We start from the raw sequence: 20,627 nt of genomic DNA on the forward strand, positions 1-20,627 counted from the left end.
AAGCTCCCTCGCCACAGGTCATTTTTTACAACTTGGCTTTTACTGCCGGCAACGCATCCTTCCCATCCACGGTCTTCACCCCGTCCAGCCATTTATCCAGCACCGCCGGGTTGGCCTTGATCCAGGCCTTGGCCGCCTGGGCATTGCTGATTTTCTTGTTCACCACCTCCGCCATGATGCTGTTCTCCATCTCCTGGGTGAAACTCAGGTTGGTGAGCAATTTGCCAACGTTTGGGCAAGCCTGTGCATAACCTTTGCGGGTCAGGGTATAAACGCTGCCGGTATCACCGAAGTATTTCTCGCCACCTTTGAGGTAATGCATTTTCAGCTGCACGTTCATCGGGTGCGGGGTCCAGCCGAGGAAGGTCACGAACTTCTGCTTTTTCACCGCCCTGGACACTTCGGCCAGCATCGCCTGCTCGCTGGACTCGACCAGCTTCCACTGGCCCATGTCGAAGTCGTTCTTCTTGATCATTTCCTGCAAGGAGATGTTGGCCGGAGCGCCCGAGCCGATGCCATAGATCTTCTTGTCGAACTTGTCAGCGTGTTTGTTCAAGTCGGCAAAGTCATGCACACCCGCGTCCCAGACGTAATCCGGGACGGCGAGGGTGAATTCGGTGCCTTCAAGGTTCTTCGCCAGTTGAGTGACATCGCCGGTGGCCACGAACTTATCGTAGAAGCCCTGCTGCGCTGGCATCCAGTTACCCAAAAACACGTCCACCTGACCATCCTTGAGCCCGCCAAAGGTGATCGGCACCGCCAGGGTGTCGACCTTGGCCTTGTAGCCCATGCCGTCCAGCAGAAAACCGGTGATGGCGTTGGTCGCGGCAATGTCGCTCCAGCCGGGGTCCGCCATCTTCACGGTGTCGCAGCTTTGCTCGGCGAACGCCGATGCGCTGCCCAGAGCCAGGAGCCCTGCCGTCAGTACTGTGGATAACCTTTGCATGGACTTCCCCTTAACATTATTGGTTTTGGCAGGGTTGTGGATAACGTGCTTTGCGCTCCAGATCATCAAGGTCGATGTGGTTGCGCATGTATTGCTGACTGGCGTCCACCAGCGGCTGGTGATCCCAGCTCTTCAGCTTGCCGATGGACAGCGCCTGGGCGACAAAACGCCGACGACGCTGGCTGGCGAGTACTTGTTGGTGAATCGCCGGGATGTTCCATTTGGCCCGCGCTTCGGCGAGAAATTCCTCGAACAGTTGAAAATGCTGGGGCGACCCGCTGAGTTCTTCCTGTTCGCGCGGGTCGTTGTGTACGTCGAAGAGTAGGCAAGGGTCGTCTTCGCTGTAGATGAATTTATAGGCGCCGCGGCGAATCATCATCAGCGGGCTGATGGTGCCCTCCGCCATGTATTCGCCAAAAACCTCATCGTGACCGCCCTGCCCTTGCAGGTGCGAAACCAGCGAGCGACCGTCCAGAGGCAACCCTGGCTCCAGTGAGCCGCCAGCCAATTCCACGAAGGTCGGCAGCAGGTCGGCGGTGGACACCGCTGCGCTGACCCGCCCGGCACCGAACTGCCCCGGCGCACTGATCAACAGGGGGACCCGCGCCGCCATCTCGAACCAGTGCATTTTGTACCAGAGCCCACGCTCGCCGAGCATGTCACCGTGGTCGCCGGAAAATACGATGATGGTGTCGTCGATCAGGCCGGTATCTTCCAGGGTTTGCAGGAGTTTGCCGACGTTACTGTCGATATAGCTGCAAGCACCGAAGTAGGCACGGCGCGCATCGCGGATTTTATCCACAGGCAGCGGTTTGTCCCACAGGTCGTAAACCTTGAGCAAGCGTTGGGAATGCGGATCGAGTTCGGTCTGGGCCGGGGTGTGCGGCAAAGGGATGTCGGCATCGTCGTACATATCCCAAAACGCCTTGGGGATGGTGTACGGATCGTGCGGATGGGTCATGGAAACGGTGAGGCAGAACGGCTGATCGCCCGCCTCTCGAATGTGGTCAAACAGGTATTGCTGGGCCTTGAACACGACCTCTTCATCAAAATCCAGCTGATTGGTGCGCACGCACGGCCCGGCTTGCAGTACCGAGGACATGTTGTGGAACCAGGTCGGACGCACGTCCGGTTCATCCCAGTTCACCGACCAGCCATAGTCCGCGGGATAAATATCGCTGGTCAGGCGTTCTTCATAACCGTGCAACTGATCGGGGCCGCAGAAGTGCATCTTGCCGGACAATGCAGTGCGGTAACCGAGGCGACGCAAGTAGTGGGCATAAGTCGGTACATCGGCGGGAAAATCGGCCGCGTTGTCGTAGGCGCCAATCTTGCTCGGCAACTGACCGCTGACCAGGGTAAACCGCGACGGCGCACACAGCGGGCTGTTGCAATATGCGGCGTCGAACACCACGCCTTCGGCGGCGAGGCGGCTCAGGTTGGGCAATTTGATGGGCGAAGGGCCGTAGAACGGCAACATTGGCGCGGCTATCTGATCGGCCATGATGAAAAGAATATTCTTGCGCTTCATGTGATCGCGGCATTCCATAGTGAATATTTATGCGAGAGTGCTGCGATCGAGCATGGAGTCCGCCTACTTTGTGGTAAAGCCCATGCGCGGCAATGACTAGGATAAGCACAGCTTATGTATGACGCCCTTGGTGATTTGTCTCTGGATCTGCTGCGCGCCTTTGAAGCCGCCGCCCGTCAGCATAGCTTCACCGCCGCGGCGGTTGAGCTCGGGACGACGCAACCGGCCATCAGCCAACAGATCAAACGGTTGGAAGAACAGCTCGGGACGCGGCTGTTCGATCGGATCTATCGCGGCATCGAATTAACCGAGGCCGGGTCGATCCTTTTTCAGCAGGTTCAAGCAGGATTGCAGAACATAGACGCTGGATTGAGCGCGATCAGCGCACAGCATCAACACGAGGTGTTGCAGGTCGCCACCGATTTTGCCTTTGCCGCCTATTGGCTGATGCCGCGGCTGCATCGATTTCACGCCGCCAACCCTCAGGTCGATGTCAGCCTGGTCACCAGCGAACGCAGCCTCAACATGCTGCGCACCGATATCGATGTGGCGGTGTTGTTCGGTGATGGCCGATTCAAACAAGGTGAAAGCCATTGGCTGTTCAGCGAGGAAGTGTTTCCCGTGTGCAGTCCACTGCTGTTGAAAGATCGCCCCCTGCCCTTGCCGGTCCAGACATTGCTGGAATTTCCACTGCTGCATCTGCGCGGCGAAAACAGCAGCAACTGGTTTGACTGGAGCGGCGTATTTCGCGAACTGGGAATCTCGTCGGCACCAGCACCGGGGCAATTGCGTTTCGACAATTACACCTTGTTGATTCAAGCGGCGATTGGCGGACAGGGCGTGGCGATCGGGTGGCGGCACCTTGTGGATAACTTGCTGGCGCAAGACTTGTTGTGTCGGCCGATTGCTGAAACGGTGATTTCCAGGTTGGGTTATTACGTGGTCCTGCCTCAGCGCAAACGGCGTGGGCCGTTGATTCAACAATTCGTCGACTGGTTGATGGCCGAGCAGGCCAGCAGTGCGCAATCGCTCAATGGCCTGCCACTACCGTCGATTGCGGTGTGAAGCGAAACGATCACCGCCTGCTGAATTGTGGAAAACGCCGACCCCTGTAGGAGCCGGCTTGCTGGCGAAGGCGTCTTGATGGGCACTGCAGGACTCGAGGCCGCCTTCGCTGGCAAGCCAGCTCCTACAGGGGGAACGTATTTCAAGGTTGGAGCTGCCGCAGGCTGCGATTTTTCAGGGTTCTGAAGCTGCGATGAAGTTCACATGCTCGCCCAGGTGCAAATTAAGCTGCAACTCATCGGCGATCCCGACCGCTACACGGTTCAACCGGGCCAGCGGTTCGGCCAGACCCGGCTCCAGGCTGCTGCTGACGTGGCTGAAATGTTCAATGGTCAACCCCGGCACCCCGCGTGGCGCATTGACCAGGGTCCAGCGCAAGGAACTGCTTTGCACAGCCTCGCGGATTTCTTCGGCGGCGTGGTGTTCCAGTTGGTCCTCCAACTCCGGATCATCCAGCACTTCGAAATCGCCAACCAGAAACAGCCGGGCAATGCCCGCAGCCTGCATGCCGTCGATCAATGCATCCACGGCCAGCACTTGTTCGACCGGTCCCGGTACGATGGTTTTTTCCACATGCTCGCTATTGAACGGCAGACCCGGTGCATCCAACAGGCAAATGACCGCGGAGCTCCCGGCCACGCTTTGCTTCACGCGTTCGGCATCGAACAAATCGCCGGTCTTGGTGCGCAAACCCGGACGCGGCGCGAGCGCTGTCAGGTCATCGAGAATGGCGATCACTTCATGCTGGCGCCGCAGCATTTCAGCCATCAGCGCACTGCCCAGGCTACTCATGGCACCATAGAGCACCACTTTCACTACGGGGGTTTCGGCATTTTTCATGGCTGAGATTCCTTGTTTGCGACTTATATGGCGTGTGACCTGTAGGAAACGGTGAGGGTTCGACCGGGTTTAGAGGGATTCCAGATGCAACAGATCAAGGGCTATCACGCCCATGTGTATTTCGACGCCAGCAGCATCGATCAGGCCCGGGCCTTGTGTGAGCAAGCGGCCCGGTTATTGGCGGTGAAGATGGGGCGGGTGCATGAGCGACCGGTGGGGCCGCACCCGGACTGGAGTTGCCAGTTGGCTTTCGAGCCGCAGCACCTTGGCGACGTGCTGCCGTGGTTGGCGCTCAACCGCAAAGGTCTGGTGGTGTTCCTGCACCCGGACACCGGTAACGATCTGCTCGACCATACGGAGCATGCGATCTGGATGGGCGCGATCCGTCCGCTGGACCTGTCTATTTTTTGATCAGAGCGTTTCTTCTGGCTCAGACGGCAAGTGCTCGTCCGCGCAGGCGCCCCGGTCAGCCATTGAAAGGCCGACGCGGGCACGGTGATCCAGGTGGTCACTATTGCACCGCTGACCCGCCGGCAGATCGAACAATGACAATAGGCGATGTCGTGCAACGCCCCGATGAATTGATAGCGCAGTTGTCCGCAGTGGCAGCCGCCCGTGTGAAGTTCGCTCATGACCTTCCCTCCTCATGCCTATTGACCGACGCCTTCGTCCGACGACCGGTTGCACATCCGGTCAATGCTTTCATCCGCGAAAGCTGGGTGAAAGCTTGCGCGATTAGGATCGCCCCACTGCCGGCAACAGACCGGTTGGCCAATGCCAGTGTTTTATCGCTCGCACAGCCCTTTAACAACAACAATGGTGATCCTGATGTCTTCTGCTACTCGCCGCTTCGCCGCCACTCCACCCGTACGTCTCGTGCTTCCCGTTCTGCGCTGACCCCAACCGGTTCGCCCATTCCCTAGCCGCGCTATGCCTGGAGTATTCCCATGCTGACTTTCCTTGGCTTCGCCATGGTCATCACGTTCATGTTCCTGATCATGACCAAGCGCCTGTCTGCGCTGATTGCGTTGATCATCATCCCGATCCTGTTTGCCCTGTTCGGCGGGTTCGCGCCGAAGATCGGCCCGATGATGCTCGACGGCATTACCAAGCTGGCGCCGACCGGCGTGATGCTGATGTTCGCCATCCTCTACTTTGCCCTGATGATCGACTCCGGCCTGTTCGACCCGGCCGTGCGCAAGATCCTCAAGCTGGTCAAGGGTGACCCGCTGAAAGTCTCGGTCGGCACCGCCGTGCTGGCGCTGGTGGTGTCCCTCGATGGTGACGGCGCGACCACTTACATGATCTGCGTGGCCGCCATGCTGCCGCTCTACAGCCGCATCGGCATGAGCCCACGGATCATGGCCGGTCTGATCATCCTCGCCGGTGGCGTGATGAACATGACCCCTTGGGGCGGCCCGACCGCGCGTGCGGCCAGTGCGCTGCACGTCGATCCGTCCGACATCTTTGTGCCGATGGTGCCCGCGATGCTGGCCGGTGTCGTAGCGATCCTGGCGATTGCCTACTTCTACGGTAAACGTGAACGTGCCCGTCTGGGTGAATTGCACCTGGTGGGCGATGAAATCGACCACAGCGAAATCAGCGTTTCCCAGTTCCCGGATGCCCGGCGTCCAAAGCTGATCTGGTTCAACGGCGCCCTGACGCTGGGCCTGATGTGCACCCTGGTCGCCGGCCTGTTGCCGCTGCCTGTATTGTTCATGGTGGCCTTCAGTATCGCGATGATCGTCAATTACCCGTGCCTGCAACAGCAGAAGGATCGCGTCGCGGCCCACGCCGGTAGCGTGCTGGCCGTGGTCGGTCTGATCTTTGCCGCGGGCATTTTCACCGGTATCCTCTCGGGCACCGGCATGGTCGACGCGATGTCGAAAAGCCTGTTATCGGTAATTCCGGACTTCCTCGGCCCGTACCTGGCCGTAATCACCGCGTTGGTGAGCATGCCGTTCACGTTCTTCATGTCCAACGACGCGTTTTATTATGGCGTGTTACCGGTGCTTGCCGAGGCCGCGAGTCACTACGGAATTACCGCAGTGGAAATGGCACGTGCCTCGATCGTCGGTCAGCCCGTCCACTTGTTGAGCCCGCTGGTACCGTCGACTTACCTGTTGGTGGCCCTGGCCGGTATCGATTTCGGTGATCACCAGCGGTTCACCTTGAAGTGGGCAGTGCTGGTTTGCCTGTGCATACTGGTCGCTGCATTGCTGATGGGGATTTTTCCGCTGTTCAGCACTCTATAAGCCCAAGACTCACCATGACGGGTCCGGCTTCGTGGTTTTGAAGTCCGGGCCCGGCCTGGTTTAACAATCGCTCAAAGGAATACACATGGAATGGCTGACCAACCCTGAAATCTGGGTTGCCTTCTTTACCCTGACCGCCCTGGAAATCGTCCTGGGTATCGATAACATCATCATGATTTCGATCCTGGTCAGCCGCATGCCCAAACACATGCAGCAGCGCACCCGGATTTTCGGCCTGGCCCTGGCCATGGTCACGCGGATTCTGTTGTTGCTGTCGATCACCTGGGTCATGCGCCTCACCGCCGACCTGTTTGAAGTGTTCGGCCAGGCTATCTCCGGGCGTGACCTGATCCTGTTCTTCGGTGGCCTGTTCCTGTTGTGGAAGAGCTCCCAGGAGATGTACCACGCGCTGGAAGGCGAGGACGAAAGCGGCGACGAGCCTTCGGGCAAGGGCGGCAACTTCCTCTACACCATCATCCAGATCGCGATCATCGACATCGTGTTCTCGCTGGACTCCGTGATCACCGCGGTGGGCATGGTTTCCCACGTACCGGTCATGGTTGCAGCGATCATCGTTGCGGTGCTGGTGATGATGGTTGCCTCGCGCACCATCAGCGAGTTCATCGACAAGCACCCTTCGCTGAAAATGCTGGCGCTGTCGTTCCTGTTGCTGGTCGGTACCGTGTTGATTGCCGAGTCTCTGGATGTGCATCTGCCAAAAGGCTATGTCTACTTCGCCATGGCGTTCTCGCTGGCGGTGGAGACGATCAACATCAAGCTGCGCACCGCGATGGCGAAAAAGCGCAAACAGCAGGATCCAGTGAAACTGCGCAAGGATGTTCCGGGTCAGTAACCGAGGGACTTGTAGGAGCGAGCTTGCTCGCGAAGGCCTCAAGGGCGACGCGTTCATTCAGACGATACGCGTAATCGTTGACGTCCATCGCGAGCAAGCTCGCTCCTACATGAACAGGGGGGCCTTCGGGCCCCTTTTTCTTGTCCGCATCAAACTGTTTTTGTGACAGTTTTGTTTCAATCGCTTCTTTAGCTATGCGATGCTGGCGCCCAGACCGTTAGCCAACTACAGCTTAAATACAGAACGTAGAAAAAAGCGCGGCACCGTCAACTTTGCCCCATTGGGGCGCTACCACCACAGGGGGCCTGCATGCTCACCCTGCTCAATTTGTTATCTGCCGTGGCCTTGTTGATCTGGGGCACGCACATCGTCCGAACCGGCATCCTGCGGGTCTACGGTTCCAACTTGCGCCACGTCATCGGGCAGAACATGTCCAGGCGCTGGCTGGCATTCATCTCGGGAATCGTGGTGACGGCCATGGTCCAGAGCAGCAACGCCACCGCCATGCTCGTCACCTCCTTTGTCGGTCAGGGCTTGATGGCGTTGACCCCTGCCCTGGCGACCATGCTCGGGGCCGACGTGGGTACCGCGTTGATGGCGCGAGTGCTGACCCTGGACCTGTCGTGGCTGTCGCCGCTGCTGATTTTCCTCGGGGTGATTTTCTTCCTGTCCCGCAAACAGACACGACTGGGGCAAATGGGCCGCGTCAGTATCGGCCTGGGGCTGATCATTCTGGCACTGCAACTGATCGTCGAATCCGCCGCGCCGATCACCCAGGCCCAGGGTGTGAAAGTGATCTTTGCCTCGCTGACCGGCGACATCCTGCTCGATGCCCTGGTCGGCGCGCTGTTCGCAATGATTTCCTATTCCAGCCTGGCCGCCGTCCTGCTGACGGCGACCCTGGCCGGTGCCGCGGTGATCAGTCTGCCAGTGGCCATCGGCCTGGTGATCGGCGCCAACATTGGCAGCGGCATCCTCGCCTTTCTCAGCACCAGCATGCAGAACGCGGCTGGCCGCCAGGTTGCGTTGGGTAGCCTGCTGTACAAGCTGATCGGCCTGCTGCTGATCATTCCGGTACTCGATCCCCTGGCGCATTGGATGGATGGCCTGGATTTCAGTCCCCAGGAAATGGTCATCGGCTTTCACCTGCTCTACAACACCGCCCGCTGCCTGATCCTGCTGCCCAGTGTCGGGCCGATGGCCAGGTTCTGTGCGTGGGTGTTGCCGGAGCGTCCGCAAGTCAACGGTACCGCCAAACCGCGACATCTTGACCCGACGGCGTTGGTCACCCCCAGCCTGGCGCTGGCCAACGCGCCCGCGAAACCCTGCGTATCGGCGATCTGATCGACAACATGCTTGAAGCCATGCTCGACGTGCTGCGCGGCAAGCAAACCGCCGTCACCCAGGAAATGCGCCGCCTGACCGATGATGTGGAAGCGCTCTACGGCGCCATCAAGCTCTACCTGGCGCAAATGCCCCGGGAAGACCTCAGCGACCAGGACAGTCGGCGCTGGGCGGAAATCATCGAGCTGGCGATCAATCTCAAACTCGCCAGCGACTTGATCGAGCGCATGTTGCGCAAGGTCCAGCAGCAGAAAACCTCGCAACGCCGGTCTTTTTCCGAGATCGGGCTGGAAGAATTGGCGGGGCTGCACCACCAGCTGATAGCCAACCTGCGCCTCGGGTTGTCGGTATTCCTCAGTGCCGATAAGGAAAGTGCCCGCCAGTTGCTGCGGGAAAAACGTCGCTTTCGCGCACAGGAGCGCCGTTTGGCCCATGCTCACGTCAGTCGATTGCAGCGTAAGATCGTGCAGAGTATCGAAACCAGTTCGCTGCACCTGGAGCTGATCGCGGACATGAAGCGTCTGAACTCGCTGTTCTGCAGCAGCGCATATGTGGTGCTGGAAACGACGGACACCGGCGCACTGGCTGTCGATGATTTGGCCGACACCACGCATTCGCCTTGAACGTCTGGCACAGTGGTCAGTCAGTTACATTGATTCAGCCTCAAGGCCGTCTTCGCGAGCAAGCCCGCTCCCACAGGTGATCTGAGTCGGACACAGTTCCGACACCGAAGATCCACTGTGGGAGCGGGCTTGCCCGCGATAGCGGCCTCAAGGACGACACGGATCTCCGATTGATTGCCTGGAAGCTCGCTATGCGTTACCTGTTGTTCGCCTGCCTGTTGCTTGGTTCATTCCCTTCGTTTGCCCTGGATCGCTTCCAGGTTGAAGGCTATCCCCTGCCCAACGGCCTGCAGTTGTTGCTCAAGCCCGGTACCGAGCGCGGGCATGTGGCGATTCGGCTGGTGGTCGGCGTCGGTATCGATGATTTCAGCTGTGCCGACAAAGAGCTGCCGCACCTGCTCGAGCATTTGCTGTTCACCGGCATCGATGCCACTGGCGAAGGCGGCCTGGAGGAACGCATGCAGGCCCTGGGCGGTGAATGGAACGCGTTCACCAGCAATGCCGACACGACATTCGTCATCGAGGCCCCGGCGAAAAACCAGCGTAAGGTCCTCGATCTGCTGTTGGCGCTACTGACCCAGACCCGAATCGACGACAACTCGATCAATGCCGCCAAACAAGTGGTCGAGCGCGAAGACGGTGGCCACTACACCCACTTGCAACGCTGGCTGGATCGCCAGGACCTGGGCCATACGGCAAGTAATCAGCTGGCCGTGGAACTGGGCCTGAAATGCCCCGAGCGAGCCGAGGTCGATTACCTGACCCGCGAACAATTGGAGTCAGTGCGCAAGGCCTGGTACGCGCCCAACAACATGACCCTGATCGTGGTCGGCGACCTCGACCGCTTGCTGCCGGCTTATCTGGAGCGGTCCTGGGGCGCGCTTGAGGCGGTCGACCCGACCGATCACCCGCCCCTGCCGGACATCAAGACCAGCGCCGACCATGAGCGCACGTTGAATCATGGTTTCGTCGGCGGAGCTGCCAAGTTGCACTGGCTGGTACCGGAGCCGGTGCAGGAGGAGCAGCACGATCAGACCTACGACTTGCTCAAGGACTACCTGGACTGGGCGCTCTATCGCCAATTGCGCCTGACCCATGGTTTGTCCTACGGCCCCTCGGCCGAGCGTGAGGTGTTTGGCGGGGTGGGCTTCATGAGCCTGAACGCGGACCTCGACCGCGATGACGTGCCCGAGGCCAAACAGGTGCTGGACGAGTTGAAGGCCGGGTTGCTCAAGAACGGCCTGGATGGCGACACCTTCAACCGTCTCAAGCAGGCCGCCATCGCCCGCCAGGCCTGGGCCGTGCAAGGTAACAGCGCACTGGCCGATTATTATTGGAGCGCCCTTGGCAGCTACGGGGACGGCCGTTTCGTCGACCCGGCCAAGGAACTGCGAGGGGTGACGCTGGCAGAGGCGAACAAGGCCATGCGTGAATTGCTGCAGCAGCCGGGCTACCTGCGGATTGAAAAACCGTTGATGAGCGATGACCAGCTGGTGTGGGCGATGGCCGGAGTGATTGGGCTTATCGTCCTGGGGTTGCTGGGCTGGCGCTTCCATCGCAGAAAGTAACAACTCCCTCGCCACAGTGCTGTGTTGGTCGAATGGACGACCACCCTGCCCTCGCCACACCGCCCACCGGGCGGTACTCTGTCGAGGATTTTTCCCACGACTATTGCGAACCGCCGAATGCCTACCCTGACCCTTTTCGTACAGCGCATTTTGGAATTGATGAAGCGCTACCCTGGGGTCATTGCGCTCGGCGGTTTCATTTCCGGGGTCGGCAGCTTCATGCTGGTGGATCGTCAGCAAGGTCTGGCGACGTGGATCACCATCATCATGCTGATCAGCTGGATCTGGCTGATGCTGGAAAACAGCCTGACCAAGCTGTTCGCCAGGATCTTCAACCGCGAAATCCCCCGGCCTCTGCTGCGTTACGCCACGCAGATGATCCACCAGGAAAGCCTGTTTTTCGTCCTGCCCTTCTTTTTCATCACCACTACCTGGAACAGCGGCCAGTTATTCTTTACCGGGATGCTGTGCATTGCCGCACTGATTTCCATCATCGACCCGCTCTACTACAAATGGCTGGCACCACGACGCTGGGCGTTCCTGGCGCTGCATACCCTGACGCTGTTCGCGGCACTGCTGACCGCCCTGCCCGTCATCCTGCACCTGACCACCTCCCAAAGTTTCAAACTGGCCCTGGGCACTGCGGTCGTGCTGTCGTTCCCGAGCCTGGCGTCGATCTTCCCGATCAGGACCGTGCGCAACGCGTTGGCCATCCTGAGTATCACCGTGGGTATCGGTGGCGTCGGTTGGGTACTGCGCTCGTGGGTGCCGCCGGCAACGCTGTGGATGACCGATGTGGCGATCAGCACGCAAATGCAGGACCGCACCCCCGGCGCCAGCCTCGATGAAGTCAGCGCCGAGCAGATTCGCGGCGGCGGTCTGTACGCCTACACCGCGATCAATGCCCCGCGGGGGCTGAACGAGCGGATTTATCATGTCTGGCAGTTCAACGGCAAAGAGGTCGACCGCATCGCCCTGGATATTCGCGGCGGGCGCAAGGAAGGCTACCGGGCCTGGACCCACAAACAGAATTTCCCCGGCAACCCTGCGGGCAAGTGGCAGGTTCGGGTGTTGACCGAAGACGGCCAGTTGATCGGGGTGTTGCGTTTCGAGATCACGGACAGCACACGGGTCAAAGAAAAGTAAGGCCGTTCATGCTATTAACTTAGGCCTGCATAACAGCCGAACAAGCATGGAGCTTATGACCAGCAGCACAATGGCCGGCAATGCCCGACTGGATACCTCTGACACCCCTGCTCAATTGCAGATTACGGGTGACTGGACGCTCGCCCATTACGCTGATCTCAAGCGCCTGAGCGAACAGCTGCGCGGCCGCTACGACGACAGCACCCACATTGACCTTAACGGCCTCGGCGCGCTCGATACCGCCGGTGCATCGTTACTGGTGGAGCTGCTGGGGTCCGAGCGTCTTGGCAAGTCTGCCGAGCATCCCGATTGCACCCTGTCCTCTGCCGACCGCGCCTTGTTGCAAACCGTCTATTGCTCGCTGACCGACTTCTGCGTTCCGGTCAAGGAGCCGCAAACCAGCGTCGGCATTCAACTGCTGACCCGCATCGGCCGCGCGGTGGCAACGGTCTGGCAGGACACCCTGCAATTGCTGGGCTTCGTCGGCCTGATCCTGGAAACCATGGCCCGCGGCCTGTTTCGCCCCAAGCGCTGGCGCCTGACGCCGATGGTGGCGCACATCGAACAGACCGGCCTGGATGCTGCGCCCATCGTCGCCCTGTTGACCTTTCTGGTGGGGGCCGTGGTGGCATTTCTCGGGGCGACGGTGCTGGCGAGTTTCGGCGCGAGTATTTTTACCGTGGACCTGGTGGCGTTCTCCTTCCTGCGCGAATTCGGTGTGTTGCTGACCGCGATCCTGATGGCCGGGCGCACCGCCAGTGCATTCACTGCGCAAATCGGCTCGATGAAGGCCAACGAAGAAATCGACGCCATCCGGACCCTGGGTCTGGACCCGATGGAACTGCTGGTGGTGCCGCGCGTTCTGGCGCTGCTGGTGGCGCTGCCGATGTTGACGTTCCTGGCGATGCTTTCGGGGATTATCGGTGGCGGCGTGGTCTGCGCGGTGTCGCTGGATATTTCACCGGCGATGTACCTGTCGCTGTTGCAAACCGATATCGGCGTTCAGCATTTTCTGGTGGGGATCGTCAAAGCGCCGATCTTCGCGTTTCTCATCGCCGCGATTGGTTGCCTTGAGGGCTTCAAGGTCAGCGGCAGCGCCGAATCTGTCGGCGCCCACACCACGTCGAGTGTGGTCCAGTCGATTTTCGTGGTCATCGTGCTCGACGCCGTGGCCGCACTGTTTTTCATGGAGATGGGCTGGTGAGTCGAATACCCCGAGCGCCCACCGAGGCGGTGATCGAAGTCCGTGGGCTGTGCAATCGTTTTGGCAGCCAGAGTGTGCACGAGGGCCTGGACCTGGACTTGTACAAGGGCGAGATCCTCGCCGTGGTGGGCGGTTCCGGTAGCGGTAAATCGGTGCTGCTGCGCAGTATTGTCGGTTTGCGTCAGCCCAGTGAAGGCGAGGTAAAAGTCTTCGGCAAGAACCTGCCGACGCTGGCCGAACATGAGCGCTCGCTGGTCGAACGGCGCTTTGGCGTGCTGTTTCAGAAAGGCGCCCTGTTCTCTTCGCTGACCGTGACCGAGAACGTGGCCTTGCCCCTGATCGAGCATGCTGGACTGAGCCGCGACGACGCCGAGCATCTGGCGGCGGTGAAGCTCGCCCTGTCGGGGCTGCCGCTGTCGGCGGCGGACAAATACCCTGCTTCGCTGTCCGGCGGCATGATCAAGCGTGCGGCGCTGGCCCGGGCGTTGGCGCTGGACCCGGACATCCTGTTTCTCGACGAACCGACCGCCGGCCTCGATCCGATCGGTGCGGCGGCGTTCGATCAATTGATCCTGACCCTGCGCGATGCCCTGGGCTTGAGCGTGTTTCTGGTGACCCACGACCTCGACACCCTCTACACCATCACCGACCGGGTCGCCGTGCTGGCGCAGAAGAAAGTGCTGGTGGCCGATGCCATCGATGTCGTTTCGGAAACAGACGATGCGTGGATTCACGAATACTTCCATGGCCCTCGCGGCCGCGCGGCGCTGACCGCCGCTAACCAGCTAAACGAGGCCTGACATGGAAACCCGAGCCCATCATGTATTGATCGGCCTGTTCACCGTGATTGTGGTGGCAGGCGCCCTGCTCTTCGGGCTGTGGCTGGCCAAGTCCAGCGTCGACACCGAGTTCAAGGACTACGAAATCGTCTTCAACGAGACGGTCAGCGGCTTGTCCAAGGGCAGCGCCGTGCAGTACAGCGGGATCAAGGTCGGCGACGTGGTGACGTTGCGCCTGGACCCGAAAGACCCGCGCCGGGTGCTGGCGCGCATCCGCCTGGGCGGTGATACGCCGATCAAGGAAGACACCGAGGCCAAACTGGCGCTGACCGGGATTACCGGGACCTCGATCATCCAACTCAGCGGTGGCACACCACAGAGCCCGACGCTCAGGGGCAAGGCCGGTGATTTACCGACGATCGTTGCATCGCCCTCGCCTATCGCCCAACTGCTCAACGACAGCACCGACCTGATGGCCGGCGTGAACGAGCTGATGCACAACGCCAATCAGATGTTTTCTTCGGAGAATGTCGAGCGCATCAGCAAGACCCTTGAGCATCTGGAACAAACCACCGGCACCCTCGCCGATCAGCGCGGCGACATCCGCCAGGCCATGCAACAACTGGGTGCCATCGGCAAGCAGGCCACGGCCACGCTGGAGCAGACCGCCGCGTTGATGCGCAATGCCAACGGCTTGATCAGCGATCAGGGTAAACAGATGTTCGGCAGTGCCGAACAGGCCATGAAATCGCTGGAACAGAGCAGCGCCACGATCAACAAGCTGCTCACCAACAATCAGGATTCGCTGAACAGCGGGATGCAAGGCCTCAATGGCCTGGCGCCGGCTGTGCGTGAATTGCGCGATACCCTGACGTCGTTGCGGGCCATTTCCCAGCGCCTGGAAGCCAACCCCAGCGGTTATTTGCTGGGCAACGACAAGAACAAGGAATTCACGCCATGAAAGTGAGTCACCTCGCTATCCTCGCCGCTTTTGCGTTGACCGCTTCCTGCTCGATCCTGCCCAAGTCAGAGCCGTCCGATGTCTATCGGCTACCGATGTCCCAGAGCAGCGCCTCAGGCAATCCAGCCGTGCCGCAACCCTGGTCGCTTCGCCTGACCAAGCCGCAGGCCAGCCAGGCGTTGAACAGCCCGAACATCGCGGTGATCCCGCAGGGTGACTTGATCAGCAGCTACAAGGCTTCACGCTGGAGCGACCCGGCGCCGGTGCTGCTGCGCAATCGTCTGCTCGATGGTTTCCAGCGTGACGGTCGGGTGTCGCTGCTGAGCACCGATGACAGTAATTTCCAGGCGGACCTGGAGCTGGGCGGCAATCTGCAGGCGTTCCAGACGGAATACCAGGACCGCACGGCGACCGTGGTCGTACGGCTGGATGCGTTGCTGGTGCGCGGTCATGACCAGCGGATCCTCGCCAGCCGGCGCTTTGAAGTGCGTCAGCCGTTGAGCGATGTGAAGGTGCCGGCGGTAGTGGCCGGGTTTGGCCAGGCGAGTGATCAACTGACGGCACAAGTGGTGGCCTGGACGGTTGAGCAAGGGCGCAAAGCTGCGCCGCCACCAAAACCCTGAGCCCAGCACTGAACCCTGTGGGAGCGGGCTTGCTCGCGAAGGCGTTGTGTCAATCGACATCAATACTGAATGACACACCGCTTTCGCGAGCAAGCCCGCTCACACAAGGGGTTCGCGGTCAGCCGAAGAACCAGTAACAGACCCCGATGGCGCCAAGAACGCCGGCCAGTTCCGCCAGCAATGCACACCCCACCGCATGCCGCGCGCGCTGAATGCCCACTGCACCGAAGTACACCGCCAGCACATAGAACGTCGTTTCCGTACTGCCCTGCACCGTCGCTGCCACCAATGCCGGGAAGCTGTCGACCCCGGACGTCTGCATGGTTTCGATCAGCATCGCCCGGGCCGCGCTGCCCGAGAATGGCTTGACCATGGCGGTCGGCAAGGCATCGACGAAGCGCGTGTCCCAACCGGCCCACTCCACCAGATGCCGAATTCCGTCCAGACCAAAATCCAGCGCCCCGGATGCCCGCAGCACGCCGACGGCGCAGAGCATCGCGACCAGATACGGCAGCAGGTTCTTCGCCACATCGAAGCCTTCTTTGGCGCCTTCGACGAACGCCTCGTAGACCTTCACCTTGCGCAACGCACCGATCACCAGGAACAGCATGATCAACCCGAACAGCGTCAGGTTGCCGAGGATCGATGACAGGCCGGCCAGAGCGGTCGCCGAGAGCGTCGCCAGCAGCGCCATGAAACCACCCAGTATCAGGGCTCCGGGAATCAGGTACGCGAGCACCACCGGGTCCCACAGGCGCAGGCGTTGCATCACCGCCACTGACAACAGACCAACCAGCGTCGAGCAACTGGTCGCCAGCAGGATCGGCAGGAACACCAGCGTCGGATCGGGCGCACCTTGCTGGGCGCGGTACATGAAGATCGTCACCGGCAACAGGGTCAGGGAAGAGGCGTTAAGCACCAGGAACAGGATCTGGGCATTGCTGGCAATGGTGGCGCTGGGGTTGAGCTCCTGCAGCGCCTTCATGGCCTTGAGGCCGATCGGCGTGGCGGCGTTATCCAGGCCCAGGCCATTGGCGGCGAAGTTGAGCGTGATCAGGCCGATGGCGGGGTGCCCGGCCGGCACTTCCGGCATCAGCCGCAGGAACAATGGCCCCAACGCCTTGGCCAGCCACTCGACGATGCCGGCTTTCTCGGCGATCCGCAGAAAGCCCAGCCAGAGGGTGAGGGTGCCGAACAACAAGACCATGACCTCGACCGACAATTTGGCCATGGCGAAAATGCTTTCCACCATCGCCGCGAAGATCCCGGCGTTGCCACCGATCAACCACTGCGTCAGCGCCGATACGGCTGCCACGACGAAGAAGCCGAGCCACAGGCCATTGAGCATCAGTTAAATCCCCCAAAGAATGCGGCGAATGATAGCGGGGTAGCCAGAAACGACAAACCCCGGATTTCTCCGGGGTTTGTCTGCGGGGGTGCGTCCTGCACTTAATGTGCTTGCAACCCCTGACTGTAGGAGCCGGCTTGCTGGCGAACGGGGCGCCGCGGTGTATCAGTCACTGCGCGTTATCGTTCTTCGCCGACAAGCCGGCTCCTACAGGGGAGGCGTCAGTTGTTGGAAATCTCGCCAGCCGGCAATTTTTCCTTGCTGCGCCAGTGCGGCAGGGAGTTCCAGTAGCGCTGGCCCTTGGCGTCGTCGTACATGCCTTCCCAACGGGAGATGACCAATACGGCCAACGCGTTGCCGATCACGTTCAGTGCGGTACGGGCCATGTCCATGATGCGGTCGACACCGGCGATGAACGCCAGGCCTTCCAATGGAATACCCACGCTGCCCAATGTGGCCAGCAGCACCACGAAGGACACACCCGGCACGCCGGCGATGCCTTTGGAGGTGACCATCAACGTCAGCACCAGCAGCAATTGCTGGCTGATGGACAGGTCGATGCCGTACAGCTGGGCAATGAAAATCGCCGCAATACTCTGGTACAGGGTCGAGCCGTCGAGGTTGAACGAGTAACCGGTCGGTACCACGAAGCTGCAGATGGCTTTCGGTGCGCCGTAGGCTTCCATCTTCTCGATGACACGTGGCAGCACGGTTTCGGAGCTGGCGGTGGAGTAAGCCAGCACCAGCTCATCCTTGAAGATGCGCATCAGCTTGATCACCGAGAAACCGAACAGGCGAGCGATCAAGCCCAGCACCATGAAGGCGAAGAAGGCGATGGCGAAGTAAACCAGGAGCACCAGTTTGGCCAGCGGCAGCAGGGAGGCGAAGCCAAAGTTGGCCACGGTCACCGCGATCAGTGCGAAAACGCCGATCGGGGCGTAGCTCATGATCATGTGGGTGACTTTGAACATGCTTTCCGACACGCCCTGGAACATCTTCACCAGCGGGTCGCGCAAGTCGGGTTTGAGGCTCGACAGGCCGAGGCCGAACAACACCGAGAAGAAGATGATCGGCAGCATCTCGCCACGGGCGATGGCCGCGAAGATGTTCGACGGGATCAGGTTGAGGATGGTTTCGATGAACGCGTGTTCATGCTGCACCTCGGCGGCTGTGGCCTGGTACTTGGAAATATCGACGGTACCCAGCGTGCTCATGTCGATGCCGGTACCCGGTTGGAACACATTGGCCAGGACCAGGCCGACGACGATGGCAATCGTGGTCACGATTTCGAAGTAGAGGATGGTCTTCAGGCCGATGCTGCCGAGCTTCTTCGCATCGCCGACACCGGCGATACCGACGATCAACGAGGAGACCACGATCGGGATCACGATCATCTTGATCAGACGGATAAAGATATCGCCTGCCGGTTGCAGTACGTTACTGATCCACCAGGCTTTTTCGGCACTGAAATGGTTGAGCAGCGCACCGATTGCAATCCCCAATACCAGACCGATTAGGATCTGCCAGGCGAGGCTAAGCTTTGCCTTCTTCATATCTTTACCCTTACTTGCGTTTGACTCAGGCCGATGCAGGAACTGGCACGCTTGTGGCGTAAAAGTCTTGTGCATCTGCCCCCGTATAAGGTGCCCGGAGCGCTGGATGGTGGCTCTCTGGCAAGCGAAAAAAGGCGCAACTATTCCGATGCAAGGAAGCGACGTCTAATGCCGTAAACGCCTACCCTATGCCGAATCGGCATGAGCTTTTTATAGTGAAACTCGCGTCCCAACCGGTTCGAATACGACATTTCGGCAGGCATAAGTGCCGTGAACCGGCCATCTCAGGGAAGATCGGATGTTTTTTGATCAGTCGGGCGAGGGGTGTTTTTCAAGTAAATCCGCCATGGCGCAGCGAAAATTAAGCGCAAAAGGGCGGTAATATTTCTCGATGTACGGTCGTGCGCGGACCTCCCGAAAAACAGTTTCCAGGGAGCACGGCAACATTTTGAAGGTGAAACGACGAAATGGGGAGGATCGCTCTAATTCAACGCTTTGCACGTAGAAGCTCTTCGCAAGTCCGTCGAGCATCAGTGATCGGCGAACTTGCGTCGCAGCTTTTTGCCTGACCCGGCCCTTGCGCAGGCACCCCATGTACCCGTAGGTCACTCCGCCCCTGAAACAGGCAGAACATCCCGACCCCTTGGTCATGCGTCTACCTTTATCGGGTAGCGCATTTGGAAAGAAGCAGTTGGCTTCTTTCATATCTCAAAATCAGTACCAGTTAGGATCTTTCTTCAGCTGTTCCATCAGCAGATCCTGCATACCCTGGTCTGGTTTTCCCAGAAAACGATAATTGGCGTGGCGCGTCGGCGACTTGTCAGCCGGCAATCCCGCAGGTACTTCAACCAGCATAGCGTAGGCATGCTTTTTGTCGAAGCTGACGGCGACAATCAATCGATTATTCAGGCATGTGGCCTGCGATTCGCAAAGCGGCCCCACCAGATACTGGTCGCCGTCTTCTTCAACCGCATTCATTTGCTCGGCAGCGCCGGACAGGTTCATCACCCATTCAGGCAGGCGTTCTTCTTTCTTCACAACGCCTTGCCAGGTTTCACGGTATTGCGGGTCGGCGCTCAAAAGCTCGTTGACCCGCGTCTGGCCATCATTGGCGGCCATGGTCATGGCACTACCGCCCAAGAGCAGGGCGGCTGCCAGTGTCTTGAAGGAAACGCTCATGTTCAGCCTCGACCGCGGCGGCCAAAGAAGAACGAAGCAATGAACATCACCAGGAACACGACAAAGAGAATCTTGGCGATACCCGTGGCGGTGCCCGCGATACCACCGAAGCCCAGTACTGCAGCGATGATGGCAATGATCAAGAATGTGATTGCCCAGCTCAACATGGTGATTCTCCTTACGCTTCTATTTTAGAGGTGATGCTTGTGGTGCTTTATCCCGGCGCAGCCAGCGCGCCAAGCTCTGTTGGTTCAAGCTCTGTCAGTTAGAACACCCAACGTTCCTGACGGGGCATCTCATCCACAGGCTGTGCCTGGTCGACGTCCATCATTCGCATCGGGGCGAGGTCAGCCTGGTTGCTGCTGGCGGCGCTGAAATGGGTCTGGACCGGATGTTCGATAGTCACGCGCGACGCTTCCTGCTGCGAACTCTGCTCCCAACGCTGAAACTGCTGGCCGCCGATCAACGTGATCAACAGCGCCAGAACAGCAAACAGACCTTGCTGGATATGCGGTGGCGAGATACGCATTTGGGCGGCATGTTGGCGACTCATCCTGAAGCTCCTCCCACAGTGTGGTGATCTTGTTTAGGGCGACGATTTGAATGCCCTGGATAAGAGAGTCATTGCAGCCTGCATGCCAGCTTTTCTTAAGAAAAAAAGCTAACAAAATCAATAAGTTAATACCGACGCCAAAATCGGGTCGGACGCATCCTGCACGATGGTCTTTCAGCGGTCGGGCGTAATGCACGATCGATGCATAAGTATTTTCAAGTTTTTTGAATTGCCTGAAGGGCATGGCTGTCAGAAA

Annotated in this window: 19 protein-coding genes and 2 pseudogenes; 11 read left to right on the forward strand and 10 right to left on the reverse strand. The window is 59.6% G+C overall.

The genetic code is table 11. From position 1 onward, the window contains the following. Window positions 1–25 precede the first annotated feature (25 nt). On the reverse strand, window positions 26–946 hold the full coding sequence (gene choX / locus BZ163_RS34150) for a choline ABC transporter substrate-binding protein (RefSeq protein ID WP_128874626.1): 921 nt from the start codon (window positions 944–946) through the stop codon (window positions 26–28). Window positions 947–962: 16 nt separating this feature from the next. Next, window positions 963–2,477, reverse strand: a complete 1,515-nt coding sequence (betC, locus tag BZ163_RS34155; protein ID WP_128874627.1) for a choline-sulfatase — start codon at window positions 2,475–2,477, stop codon at window positions 963–965. Window positions 2,478–2,591: 114 nt separating this feature from the next. Here betC and BZ163_RS34160 point away from each other — a divergent pair, with 114 nt between their 5' ends. Further along, entirely contained in the window at window positions 2,592–3,542 is a 951-nt protein-coding gene (locus BZ163_RS34160) for a LysR family transcriptional regulator (RefSeq protein ID WP_128874628.1), read from the forward strand. Window positions 3,543–3,716: 174 nt separating this feature from the next. Here BZ163_RS34160 and BZ163_RS34165 read toward each other — a convergent pair whose 3' ends face one another. Then, complete coding sequence (locus tag BZ163_RS34165) at window positions 3,717–4,382, reverse strand: NAD(P)-dependent oxidoreductase (RefSeq protein WP_128874629.1); 666 nt, start codon at window positions 4,380–4,382, stop codon at window positions 3,717–3,719. A gap of 84 nt (window positions 4,383–4,466) precedes the next feature. Between BZ163_RS34165 and BZ163_RS34170 the strand changes: the two genes are divergently transcribed. Further along, a complete protein-coding gene (locus tag BZ163_RS34170) occupies window positions 4,467–4,793 on the forward strand; it encodes a DOPA 4,5-dioxygenase family protein (protein WP_128874630.1) in 327 nt (108 codons plus the stop codon). Between the two features lie 26 nt (window positions 4,794–4,819). Here BZ163_RS34170 and BZ163_RS34175 read toward each other — a convergent pair. Beyond that, a pseudogene (locus BZ163_RS34175) lies at window positions 4,820–5,014 on the reverse strand (GFA family protein); the annotation flags it as partial. Window positions 5,015–5,329: 315 nt separating this feature from the next. Here BZ163_RS34175 and BZ163_RS34180 point away from each other — a divergent pair. The 9 genes and pseudogenes from BZ163_RS34180 to BZ163_RS34220 all read left to right on the forward strand — a co-directional run bounded on the left by BZ163_RS34180 (window position 5,330) and on the right by BZ163_RS34220 (window position 15,738). Continuing rightward, a complete protein-coding gene (locus tag BZ163_RS34180) occupies window positions 5,330–6,637 on the forward strand; it encodes a CitMHS family transporter (protein ID WP_128874631.1) in 1,308 nt (435 codons plus the stop codon). 85 nt (window positions 6,638–6,722) lie between these two features. Beyond that, a complete protein-coding gene (locus tag BZ163_RS34185; RefSeq protein WP_128874632.1) occupies window positions 6,723–7,490 on the forward strand; it encodes a TerC family protein in 768 nt (255 codons plus the stop codon). Window positions 7,491–7,799: 309 nt separating this feature from the next. Beyond that, window positions 7,800–9,457 (forward strand): annotated as a pseudogene (locus tag BZ163_RS34190) (Na/Pi cotransporter family protein). Between the two features lie 191 nt (window positions 9,458–9,648). Further along, window positions 9,649–11,025 carry a pitrilysin family protein gene (locus BZ163_RS34195; RefSeq protein WP_128874633.1) on the forward strand — a complete coding sequence of 459 codons (1,377 nt, stop codon included), beginning with the start codon at window positions 9,649–9,651 and terminating at the stop codon, window positions 11,023–11,025. A gap of 117 nt (window positions 11,026–11,142) precedes the next feature. Further along, a complete protein-coding gene (locus BZ163_RS34200) occupies window positions 11,143–12,171 on the forward strand; it encodes a DUF5924 family protein (RefSeq protein ID WP_128874634.1) in 1,029 nt (342 codons plus the stop codon). 55 nt (window positions 12,172–12,226) lie between these two features. Next, window positions 12,227–13,375 carry an ABC transporter permease gene (locus tag BZ163_RS34205; protein ID WP_128874635.1) on the forward strand — a complete coding sequence of 383 codons (1,149 nt, stop codon included), beginning with the start codon at window positions 12,227–12,229 and terminating at the stop codon, window positions 13,373–13,375. Next, a complete protein-coding gene (locus BZ163_RS34210) occupies window positions 13,372–14,175 on the forward strand; it encodes an ABC transporter ATP-binding protein (protein ID WP_064680568.1) in 804 nt (267 codons plus the stop codon). Before BZ163_RS34205 ends, BZ163_RS34210 begins: the two co-directional genes overlap by 4 nt. 1 nt (window position 14,176) lies before the next feature. Further along, window positions 14,177–15,115 (forward strand): MlaD family protein, encoded by a 939-nt coding sequence (locus BZ163_RS34215; protein WP_128874636.1) that lies wholly within the window; start codon window positions 14,177–14,179, stop codon window positions 15,113–15,115. Beyond that, window positions 15,112–15,738, forward strand: a complete 627-nt coding sequence (locus tag BZ163_RS34220) for an ABC-type transport auxiliary lipoprotein family protein (RefSeq protein ID WP_128874637.1) — start codon at window positions 15,112–15,114, stop codon at window positions 15,736–15,738. The genes BZ163_RS34215 and BZ163_RS34220 overlap by 4 nt, the downstream gene beginning before the upstream one ends. Before the next feature lie 118 nt (window positions 15,739–15,856). Here the strand turns inward: BZ163_RS34220 and BZ163_RS34230 are convergent, their stop codons facing one another. The 6 genes from BZ163_RS34230 to BZ163_RS34250 all read right to left on the reverse strand — a co-directional run bounded on the left by BZ163_RS34230 (window position 15,857) and on the right by BZ163_RS34250 (window position 20,371). Further along, window positions 15,857–17,086 (reverse strand): nucleoside recognition domain-containing protein, encoded by a 1,230-nt coding sequence (locus BZ163_RS34230; protein ID WP_128874638.1) that lies wholly within the window; start codon window positions 17,084–17,086, stop codon window positions 15,857–15,859. Between the two features lie 221 nt (window positions 17,087–17,307). Beyond that, window positions 17,308–18,639 carry a glutamate/aspartate:proton symporter GltP gene (gene gltP / locus BZ163_RS34235; protein ID WP_128874639.1) on the reverse strand — a complete coding sequence of 444 codons (1,332 nt, stop codon included), beginning with the start codon at window positions 18,637–18,639 and terminating at the stop codon, window positions 17,308–17,310. 309 nt (window positions 18,640–18,948) lie between these two features. After that, window positions 18,949–19,344: a hypothetical protein gene (locus BZ163_RS35005; RefSeq protein ID WP_168187438.1), complete on the reverse strand. Its 396-nt coding sequence runs from the start codon at window positions 19,342–19,344 to the stop codon at window positions 18,949–18,951. Window positions 19,345–19,353: 9 nt separating this feature from the next. Next, window positions 19,354–19,818 carry an inhibitor of vertebrate lysozyme family protein gene (locus BZ163_RS34240; protein WP_128874640.1) on the reverse strand — a complete coding sequence of 155 codons (465 nt, stop codon included), beginning with the start codon at window positions 19,816–19,818 and terminating at the stop codon, window positions 19,354–19,356. 2 nt (window positions 19,819–19,820) lie between these two features. Then, window positions 19,821–19,985, reverse strand: a complete 165-nt coding sequence (locus BZ163_RS34245) for a DUF1328 domain-containing protein (protein ID WP_003177151.1) — start codon at window positions 19,983–19,985, stop codon at window positions 19,821–19,823. 98 nt (window positions 19,986–20,083) lie between these two features. Continuing rightward, window positions 20,084–20,371 carry a hypothetical protein gene (locus BZ163_RS34250; protein ID WP_128874641.1) on the reverse strand — a complete coding sequence of 96 codons (288 nt, stop codon included), beginning with the start codon at window positions 20,369–20,371 and terminating at the stop codon, window positions 20,084–20,086. Window positions 20,372–20,627: the final 256 nt, after the last annotated feature.

It is taken from the genome of Pseudomonas sp. VI4.1, assembly GCF_002029345.1.
Taxonomy (GTDB): Bacteria; Pseudomonadota; Gammaproteobacteria; order Pseudomonadales; family Pseudomonadaceae; genus Aquipseudomonas.

What these genes read in the sequence shown, in the direction of transcription:
- BZ163_RS34230 (WP_128874638.1), bottom strand. Translation starts at nt 17,086, where the DNA reads ATGCTCAATGGCCTGTGGCTCGGCTTCTTCGTCGTGGCAGCCGTATCG.
- BZ163_RS34220 (WP_128874637.1), top strand. Translation starts at nt 15,112, where the DNA reads ATGAAAGTGAGTCACCTCGCTATCCTCGCCGCTTTTGCGTTGACCGCT.
- BZ163_RS34165 (WP_128874629.1), bottom strand. Translation starts at nt 4,382, where the DNA reads ATGAAAAATGCCGAAACCCCCGTAGTGAAAGTGGTGCTCTATGGTGCC.
- BZ163_RS34195 (WP_128874633.1), top strand. Translation starts at nt 9,649, where the DNA reads ATGCGTTACCTGTTGTTCGCCTGCCTGTTGCTTGGTTCATTCCCTTCG.
- BZ163_RS34245 (WP_003177151.1), bottom strand. Translation starts at nt 19,985, where the DNA reads ATGTTGAGCTGGGCAATCACATTCTTGATCATTGCCATCATCGCTGCA.
- BZ163_RS34200 (WP_128874634.1), top strand. Translation starts at nt 11,143, where the DNA reads ATGCCTACCCTGACCCTTTTCGTACAGCGCATTTTGGAATTGATGAAG.
- choX (WP_128874626.1), bottom strand. Translation starts at nt 946, where the DNA reads ATGCAAAGGTTATCCACAGTACTGACGGCAGGGCTCCTGGCTCTGGGC.
- BZ163_RS34205 (WP_128874635.1), top strand. Translation starts at nt 12,227, where the DNA reads ATGACCAGCAGCACAATGGCCGGCAATGCCCGACTGGATACCTCTGAC.
- BZ163_RS34250 (WP_128874641.1), bottom strand. Translation starts at nt 20,371, where the DNA reads ATGAGTCGCCAACATGCCGCCCAAATGCGTATCTCGCCACCGCATATC.
- betC (WP_128874627.1), bottom strand. Translation starts at nt 2,477, where the DNA reads ATGAAGCGCAAGAATATTCTTTTCATCATGGCCGATCAGATAGCCGCG.
- BZ163_RS34170 (WP_128874630.1), top strand. Translation starts at nt 4,467, where the DNA reads ATGCAACAGATCAAGGGCTATCACGCCCATGTGTATTTCGACGCCAGC.
- BZ163_RS34160 (WP_128874628.1), top strand. Translation starts at nt 2,592, where the DNA reads ATGTATGACGCCCTTGGTGATTTGTCTCTGGATCTGCTGCGCGCCTTT.
- gltP (WP_128874639.1), bottom strand. Translation starts at nt 18,639, where the DNA reads ATGAAGAAGGCAAAGCTTAGCCTCGCCTGGCAGATCCTAATCGGTCTG.
- BZ163_RS34185 (WP_128874632.1), top strand. Translation starts at nt 6,723, where the DNA reads ATGGAATGGCTGACCAACCCTGAAATCTGGGTTGCCTTCTTTACCCTG.
- BZ163_RS34180 (WP_128874631.1), top strand. Translation starts at nt 5,330, where the DNA reads ATGCTGACTTTCCTTGGCTTCGCCATGGTCATCACGTTCATGTTCCTG.
- BZ163_RS34240 (WP_128874640.1), bottom strand. Translation starts at nt 19,818, where the DNA reads ATGAGCGTTTCCTTCAAGACACTGGCAGCCGCCCTGCTCTTGGGCGGT.
- BZ163_RS35005 (WP_168187438.1), bottom strand. Translation starts at nt 19,344, where the DNA reads ATGAAAGAAGCCAACTGCTTCTTTCCAAATGCGCTACCCGATAAAGGT.
- BZ163_RS34215 (WP_128874636.1), top strand. Translation starts at nt 14,177, where the DNA reads ATGGAAACCCGAGCCCATCATGTATTGATCGGCCTGTTCACCGTGATT.